Origin of the sequence: Dolichospermum circinale AWQC131C (genome assembly GCF_000426905.1) — a bacterium.
GTDB classification, from domain to species: domain Bacteria; phylum Cyanobacteriota; class Cyanobacteriia; order Cyanobacteriales; family Nostocaceae; genus Dolichospermum; species Dolichospermum circinale.
The window spans coordinates 32,092-39,785 of record NZ_KE384608.1; the positions used below are offsets into that span (position 1 = coordinate 32,092).

Annotated in this window: 5 protein-coding genes and 1 pseudogene; 2 read left to right on the forward strand and 4 right to left on the reverse strand. The window is 37.7% G+C overall.

Features of this window, described 5'->3' with window-relative positions:
* From ACIR131C_RS22400 to ACIR131C_RS0109970, 3 genes and pseudogenes are all read right to left on the reverse strand, one after another.
* Positions 1-312 (reverse strand): annotated as a pseudogene (locus ACIR131C_RS22400) (tetratricopeptide repeat protein); the annotation flags it as partial.
* A 592-nt stretch (positions 313-904) separates the two neighbouring features.
* On the reverse strand, positions 905-2,872 hold the full coding sequence (locus tag ACIR131C_RS0109965) for a WG repeat-containing protein (RefSeq protein WP_028090070.1): 1,968 nt from the start codon (positions 2,870-2,872) through the stop codon (positions 905-907).
* Between the two features lie 130 nt (positions 2,873-3,002).
* Positions 3,003-3,764 carry an S-layer homology domain-containing protein gene (locus ACIR131C_RS0109970; RefSeq protein WP_035371779.1) on the reverse strand — a complete coding sequence of 254 codons (762 nt, stop codon included), beginning with the start codon at positions 3,762-3,764 and terminating at the stop codon, positions 3,003-3,005.
* A 143-nt stretch (positions 3,765-3,907) separates the two neighbouring features.
* Between ACIR131C_RS0109970 and clpB the strand changes: the two genes are divergently transcribed.
* Positions 3,908-6,526: an ATP-dependent chaperone ClpB gene (gene clpB, locus ACIR131C_RS0109975; RefSeq protein WP_028090072.1), complete on the forward strand. Its 2,619-nt coding sequence runs from the start codon at positions 3,908-3,910 to the stop codon at positions 6,524-6,526.
* Positions 6,527-6,657: 131 nt separating this feature from the next.
* On the opposite strand, the gene ACIR131C_RS0109980 is transcribed toward clpB, so the two are convergent.
* Positions 6,658-7,224 carry an SRPBCC family protein gene (locus ACIR131C_RS0109980; RefSeq protein ID WP_028090073.1) on the reverse strand — a complete coding sequence of 189 codons (567 nt, stop codon included), beginning with the start codon at positions 7,222-7,224 and terminating at the stop codon, positions 6,658-6,660.
* A gap of 201 nt (positions 7,225-7,425) precedes the next feature.
* Here ACIR131C_RS0109980 and ACIR131C_RS0109985 point away from each other — a divergent pair, with 201 nt between their 5' ends.
* Entirely contained in the window at positions 7,426-7,620 is a 195-nt protein-coding gene (locus tag ACIR131C_RS0109985) for a hypothetical protein (RefSeq protein WP_028090074.1), read from the forward strand.
* Positions 7,621-7,694 lie beyond the last annotated feature (74 nt).

The following is a 7,694-nucleotide window of genomic DNA, read 5'->3' on the forward strand; positions in this document are numbered from 1 at the left end:
ATAATCGTCTATTGCTCCTTGCTTATCTCCTAATTCATCACGGGCAACTCCCCGGTTGCCGTAAGCATTAGCATTGTTAGGATTAATCTTGATAGCTTGGTTGTAATCATCTATTGCACCCTGCTTATCTCCTAAATCCTTACGGACAATTCCCCGGTTGTAGTAGGCTAGGGCATAGTTAGGATTAATTTTGATAGCTTGGTTGTAATCTTTTATTGCACCCTGCTTATCTCCTAATTTATAACGAACAAGTCCCCGGTTGTAGTAGGCTTCGGCATCGTTAGGATTAATTTTGATAGCTGGGTTGTAATCATTTATGGGAATCTCTTGACTCAAACCAGGGTTAACACTGAGGGTAACTGTCAATGCAGTGAATACTAAAGCACTAGTTAATGTTGGTAGCTGCATAATATTTGACCTGTGGTTGCTCAATTTTGGGAGTTATGGTAGTATTTAACTAGATTTGTATTTGTGTTATTCAAACTTTATACTTGGCGTAGAAATATACACGCCTATAACCGATTATATACTAATTTTTATACTAATTTATATATGCTAATGTTTATCAAAGATTAAGGGATTTACCTAAAAGTTAACTTTATGATACAATTCCCTTTAGTAAGTGAAGTGAACAGACTTATATAAACACCTACTTGGTGAAACACAAAGTCATCAAGTAGTTTATGAGTTGAGAGATAATATCCACAAGCTAAATTTCCAAGAAATGCAAGTATGAATTGTTAATGGTAAAAAAGCCTATATTCTCACCTATCGCGCTGAAGATAAATCCTATCCAGAGTTTGCGAAAACCGTGGAAGAAACTATGATTAAATCCTTTAGACTGGAAAAATCCACATCCGAAAAACCCACAATTCGAATCTGGTAAGTAGGTTATAATCACCTACTAAGGTTTGCGAATATATCCCCATTTACCACCTACAAAAAAAGCTTTTCCTTGTTCCTGATCTGGTTTTAATTCTCCACCAACATTAACTAAAGCCATACCTTCAGCAAAAGGTTTAGCGAAATCGAAAGTTAGTGAAATTATCAAATCACCGTACTGATTAATGTATCCCCACTTTTCTCCCATTTTCACAGCAGCTAATTCTTCGGAAAAAATATCAGCTTCATCAAATTGAGGATTGATAATAAACTGACCAGTTCTATCTATATAACCCCATTTATTCCCAACTTGAACTACAGCTAAACCTGCGTAAAAACTCCTAGCATCATCAAATTCAGCTAAAATTACAATGCTACCAGTTTTATCAATATATCCCCATTTATCCCCTATCTTTACGGCTGCTATATCTGAAAAAAATGATTTAGCTTCATCAAATTGAGGAGAAATAATCATTGTCCCTACTTCATCAATATACCCCCATTTATTCCCTATTTTTACCGCTGCGACAGCTTCAGAAAAGGACATAGCATCATCAAATTTAACAGGAATAATTTCTTTACCTGTTTTATCAATATATCCATATTTACTCTTTATGCTGACTAAAGCCATTTCTGCTGTAAAAGGTGCAGCAGTATCATACTTTAGACGGGTGATAAATTTACCTGTTTGCTGAATATAACCATATTTATACCCTACTTTAACGGCTGATATTCCCTCAGATAATGGCTCAACCCAATCGAATTTTACTTTGAGTCGAATTTGCTGTGATGTGGTATTTATGTAATAATAATCATCGTTATTGCTGCGTCTATGAGTAAAGCTATACTTTTTGATTTCTTTCGCGTCAAATATTCCTGGTGGTTGCGAATAAATCCCAGATTTGAGAACTTTGGCTAAAGCATCATTATCTTCTCGTAAACCTTCATAAAACCAACAAACTTCTCCTTGAATACCAACAACTTTCCGATTGTAATTTAGAGCATTAACTAAATGTTCTGGAGTAATTCGATATTTACCAGTTTTCATTTTAATACCAGGAATTAATTGCGGTAATTGTTTTTGGGTAAATTGATCTTTTTTGATTCTATCTATCTCACTTTGATAACTTTCAATTGTATCTCTATATATTTGAGGATGAATTAAATCAACTAATCCCAAATCAATCCAAGTTTGAGAATCTTGCAGGTAGTTAATATAACCCCAAGGATACACATTTGGAGCTATGGAAATAATTAATTCAGGATTAATATTAATGATTTCTCGATAAACACGGCTAAGAAAAACGGAAAGAATATCAGCCCTCCAGCGTACCCATTGTTTCCATTTTTCAGGCCATTCTGAATCTTGTGGATCTTGCTTTCCTGGAGGTTTTGGTGGTTTTTCTTTAAACTCTTGTTCATAAAGTTCAATTGTTTCTAGGTTGTAACCACCTTCTACTGGAAAAGCAGGAAAATGATCATCTCCTTGAATACCAGCAATATCATATTTATATTTTGTGACGACTTCTAAGAATAAACTTAATAAAAAGTCCTGCACTTTGCTATCAAAAGCATTTAACCAATAAAAATTATTAACAATTAGGTCTATACCACTAGAATCTTTGGCTGTCCATTCGGGTTTTTTCTCGATAATTGATCCCCTTTTGATTTGATACGAACTCATAAAGCCATATTCAAACCAGGGGATAACTGCAATATTCCATTTTTTAGCTTCTGCTATGATTTCACCTAAAGGATCTCTAGGTTTTCCTGTATTTTTATCTATAAAACGGGGGTTTATTTCTCTATCTTTACCAAATGTTGCTTTCATGACTTCGCTGGGATAGTTGGTGAAGCCCTGATTCCAAACAACGGGAAAGACAACGTTAAATCCAGTCTCGGCTAGAAATTTCATAGCCTCAGCAATGTTTTCTGGCTTATCAAATACTTTGCTGTCCGTGGTGGTGATCCAAACGCCGCGAATTTCCATAATTCGATTTTAGATTTTAGATTTTAGATTTTAGATTTTAGATTTTAGATTTTAGATTTTAGATTTTAGATTTTGAAATGTTTTCCAACTCATGAAAGTGGGTTTTGTCTGTGTAGCCGCAATTTCTACTCTATTTGATATTTTCTCTCACTAATGCCCATCCTTGGGAAAAAGCACTAGCTTCTTCAAATTGGGGGGGAATTACAAATTTTCCAGTTTTGTCAATATAACCCCATTTACGATCTTTTTGCACCGGTGCTAATCCTTCGGAAAAACCATCAGCTTGATCAAATTGTGGGGAAATTACAAATAATTCTCTTCCCGGAATATATTCAAAAGGTACAGTGGGAATTTCTATAATTCGACAAATAAATGCGGCTATCTCACCTCTGGTTAGGCTTTGATTGGGGCGCAAAAGTTGGATGTCTGGGTAATTAACAACTATCCCCTTTTCCGTTGCAGCAGCGATCGCTCCTATGGCATAATTAGGAATCTGTCCAAAGTCGGTATAATACTTTTTTAAAGTATTCATAGGTTCAATTGTCACCCTATATTTTAACCCGGACACTAAAGCTGTTAAAGCTTGTACACGGGAAATAATTTGATTGGGTTGAAAAGAACTATTAGGATATCCAGATAGATAATTTGTTTGATATGCTTGGTCTATCGCTTTAGCAGCCCAATGATTAGCGGGAACATCTTTAAAAGTCACCCCTGGACGAGATGATGCCTGTTTGAATGCTAATGATGTATAAATAATCACGGCAAACTCCGCACGGGTTACAGGTGCATCAGGGCGAAAAGTCCCATCTGGATATCCTTTTAAGATATTTTGTCTAGCAGCAGCCAGAACAGATGCTTTTGTCCAATGGCTTTGAATATCTGAAAACATAGAACCATTCCACAGAGATATGCTTTATTATTCCACATTGGGCAATAATACTACATTTTAAAGATGTGAAGACCGATCTAGCTATTCCGCCAAATATTTTTACAATGATCCTATTAAACAGTAGTTTGTTATTCTAAAAGCTTATGCAGCCAACTAACCCCAATCAATTTACAGAAAAAGCCTGGGAAGCGATCGCTCACACCCCCGATGTAGCCAAACAGTATCAGCAACAGCAGTTAGAAAGTGAACATCTGATGAAAGGGTTACTGGAACAGGAAGGACTGGCCAGTGCGATTTTCACTAAAGCCGGCACCAACCTGCAAAAAGTCCGTGATCGTACTGATCAATTCATTCAACGTCAACCCAAGGTATCCGGTTCTAGCAGTTCCGTATATTTAGGACGCAGTTTAGATACATTGTTAGATCGGGCAGAAAAATATCGTCAAGAATTTAAAGACGAATTTATTTCTATTGAACATTTATTACTAGGTTACGCCAAAGATGACCGTTTTGGCAAGGGTCTGTGTCAAGAATTTGGTTTAGATGAAAACAAACTCAAAAATATTATCAAAGAAATTCGGGGGAAACAAAAGGTGACTGACCAAAATCCAGAAGGTAAATATCAATCACTAGAGAAGTACGGTCGGGATCTCACGGAAGCCGCCCGCAAAGGTCAACTAGACCCCGTAATCGGTCGTGATGATGAAATTAGACGTACAGTACAAATTCTCTCCCGTAGAACCAAAAATAACCCGGTTTTAATTGGTGAACCTGGGGTGGGGAAAACTGCAATTGCGGAAGGTTTGGCACAGCGCATAGTTGCGGGTGATGTTCCCCAATCTCTCAAAGATCGTAAACTGATTAGTTTGGACATGGGGGCTTTAATTGCGGGGGCTAAATTCCGAGGTGAATTTGAGGAACGTCTCAAGGCCGTATTAAAGGAAGTCACAGAATCTGGTGGCAATATTGTCTTATTTATTGATGAAATTCATACCGTTGTTGGCGCTGGCGCTACCCAAGGGGCGATGGATGCGGGGAATTTATTAAAACCGATGTTGGCGCGAGGTGAGTTACGCTGTATTGGGGCGACAACTTTGGATGAATACCGCAAATATTTGGAAAAGGACGCGGCTTTAGAAAGACGTTTTCAACAAGTTTATGTAGATCAGCCTAATGTGGTTGATACAATTTCCATTTTACGCGGTTTGAAGGAACGTTATGAAGTTCATCATGGGGTGAGAATTTCTGATAGTTCTCTTGTGGCTGCGGCTACTTTATCTAATCGTTATATTAGCGATCGCTTTCTCCCTGATAAAGCCATTGATTTGATAGATGAAGCTGCTGCTAGACTGAAAATGGAGATTACTTCTAAACCTGAAGAACTGGACGAAATAGACCGGAAAATTCTGCAATTGGAAATGGAAAAACTCTCTTTACAAAAAGAAAGTGATCCTGCTTCCCGTGAACGTTTGGAAAGATTAGAAAAAGAACTAGCTGACCTCAAAGAAGATCAAAGAACTCTCAGCACACAATGGCAATCTGAAAAAGATATTATCACTAAAATTCAGTCAATTAAAGAAGAAATTGACCGCGTAAATTTAGAAATTCAACAAGCAGAAAGAAACTATGATCTTAACCGGGCTGCGGAATTAAAATATGGTAAATTAACAGACCTACACCGCCAATTACAAGCGGTAGAAACCGAACTTTCCCAAACCCAAAAAACCGGAAAATCACTATTACGGGAAGAAGTCACAGAAGCCGATATTGCGGAAATTATTTCTAAATGGACAGGTATTCCTCTGCATAAATTGGTAGAATCAGAAAAAGAAAAACTGTTACATTTAGAAGACGAGTTACATCATCGTGTTGTCGGTCAACAGGAAGCTGTTACCGCTGTAGCAGACGCTATCCAACGTTCTCGCGCTGGACTTTCTGACCCCAACCGTCCCATTGCTAGTTTTATCTTCTTAGGTCCCACTGGTGTTGGTAAAACTGAATTAGCTAAGGCTTTAGCGGCTTATATGTTCGACACGGAGGAAGCCATGGTACGGATTGATATGTCCGAATACATGGATAAACATAATGTTTCCCGTTTAATCGGTGCGCCTCCTGGATATGTCGGTTATGAAGAGGGAGGACAATTAACTGAAGCCATTCGTCGTCGTCCTTATGCGGTGATTTTATTCGACGAAATCGAGAAAGCACACCCTGACGTTTTTAATATTTTCCTACAAATTCTTGATGATGGTCGAGTGACAGATGCCCAAGGTCGCACAGTGGACTTTAAAAATAGTATCATCATTATGACCAGTAATATCGGTTCTCAATATATCCTTGATGTAGCTGGGGATGACACCCGTTACGACGAAATGCGGAATCGGGTTATGGAAGCGATGCGAAATAGTTTCCGTCCAGAGTTCTTAAACCGTCTAGACGAATTAATTATTTTCCACAGTTTACAAAAATCGGAATTACGGCATATTGTCCAATTACAGGTAGATAGGTTAAAACAAAGATTAACTGACAGAAAAATATCTTTGAAATTATCTAGTTCTGCCCTTGACTTTTTAGCAGAAGTAGGATATGATCCTGTTTTTGGTGCAAGACCCTTAAAAAGGGCTATTCAGCGGGAATTAGAAACCCAAATAGCCAAAGCCATTTTACGGGGTGATTTTAGTGACGGTGACACCATTTTTGTAGATGTGCAAAATGAGCGTCTTTCCTTTAATCGCTTACCCGCAGAAGTGTTTACGGGTTAACATAAGTACAGGGGTACAGAAGTACAGTGGTACAGGAAAGAACAAAGTATTTTCCTGACCACTGACAACTGACAACTGACAACTGACAACTGACCACTGACAACTGACCACTGACCACTGACCACTGACAACTATTTATAATTACAAAGCACCTGTCGCATTTTACAGAGATTTGCTGGTAATTCCAAATTCATGGCTTGTTGAATAAAAATTGAGGGAATGGGAATATGGGGCGTAGCTTGCACAGTATAAGCTAATAGAGTACCATTACCCATGTCTTTAAGCTCTAAATTAGCATGAAAATCTGTAAATGTGCCTCTTTCCATGCGAAACTGAACCTGTTGTCCTACTACTTCTACCACACGCAGATAAATTTCTACTTGAGCCGTGAAAAATAAAAAGGCTTTTTGTGCAGATTGATACAGACGTTTAACATCACCTTTAGAGATAACTTCGCTTTTAGTAATATCAGGAAAATATTGTACCCAACGGGGGTAATCTGTAATTTGTTGCCAAACATGGGATCTAATTAGGGGAATATACATACAAGCAGTAACAGCACCACCCCAGTGAGTATGGGATTTCGTTTGTAGTAACACTTCACCCTGAATCAATAATCTCTGCTGATCTTGATTCCAGAGTATATCTGATAATGGTAAGCTGGCATCAGGTATACTTTTAAGATTGGAGTTTGACATATATGATATTCTCGCAGATATAGTAATTTTGGCGACTTTTTAACGGATTTTTTACTTGTCCTGAATTTAATTTACGTCACTGGATTTTAATTACAGTCAAATTCATGGATTTTTCGCAGACAATTAGTCTAAAGTTGATTTTAAATGATCAGATCATAATTTGTGCATCAGCGCGTAAATTGGAGTTAAGAGGAAAACAGCGTGAGTCAATCTTCCTTAAGTGGCAAATTAATCCAGGGTTTTGGTATTCTCTTGGGTATAAGTGTAGCCCTATTTCTACTCAGAGGTTTTGGTATTATTACTAATTTTCCCGGTGGTTTAATTACTTTACTGTTTTTCGGGGCGATCGCATTGGCAATTTTAAGTTATTGTTCAAAGAGATGGTGGCGTTTATAGTCTCACAAACAATAAGTAGGTTGGCGTTAAAAATTGTCGTTATGACAAGGGAACAGGGAACAGGGAACAGGGAA

Bases quoted from the DNA above. Each gene is read 5' to 3' on its own strand.
- ACIR131C_RS0109965 (WP_028090070.1), bottom strand. From the start codon at position 2,872: ATGGAAATTCGCGGCGTTTGGATCACCACCACGGACAGCAAAGTATTT.
- ACIR131C_RS0109970 (WP_035371779.1), bottom strand. From the start codon at position 3,764: ATGTTTTCAGATATTCAAAGCCATTGGACAAAAGCATCTGTTCTGGCT.
- clpB (WP_028090072.1), top strand. From the start codon at position 3,908: ATGCAGCCAACTAACCCCAATCAATTTACAGAAAAAGCCTGGGAAGCG.
- ACIR131C_RS0109980 (WP_028090073.1), bottom strand. From the start codon at position 7,224: ATGTCAAACTCCAATCTTAAAAGTATACCTGATGCCAGCTTACCATTA.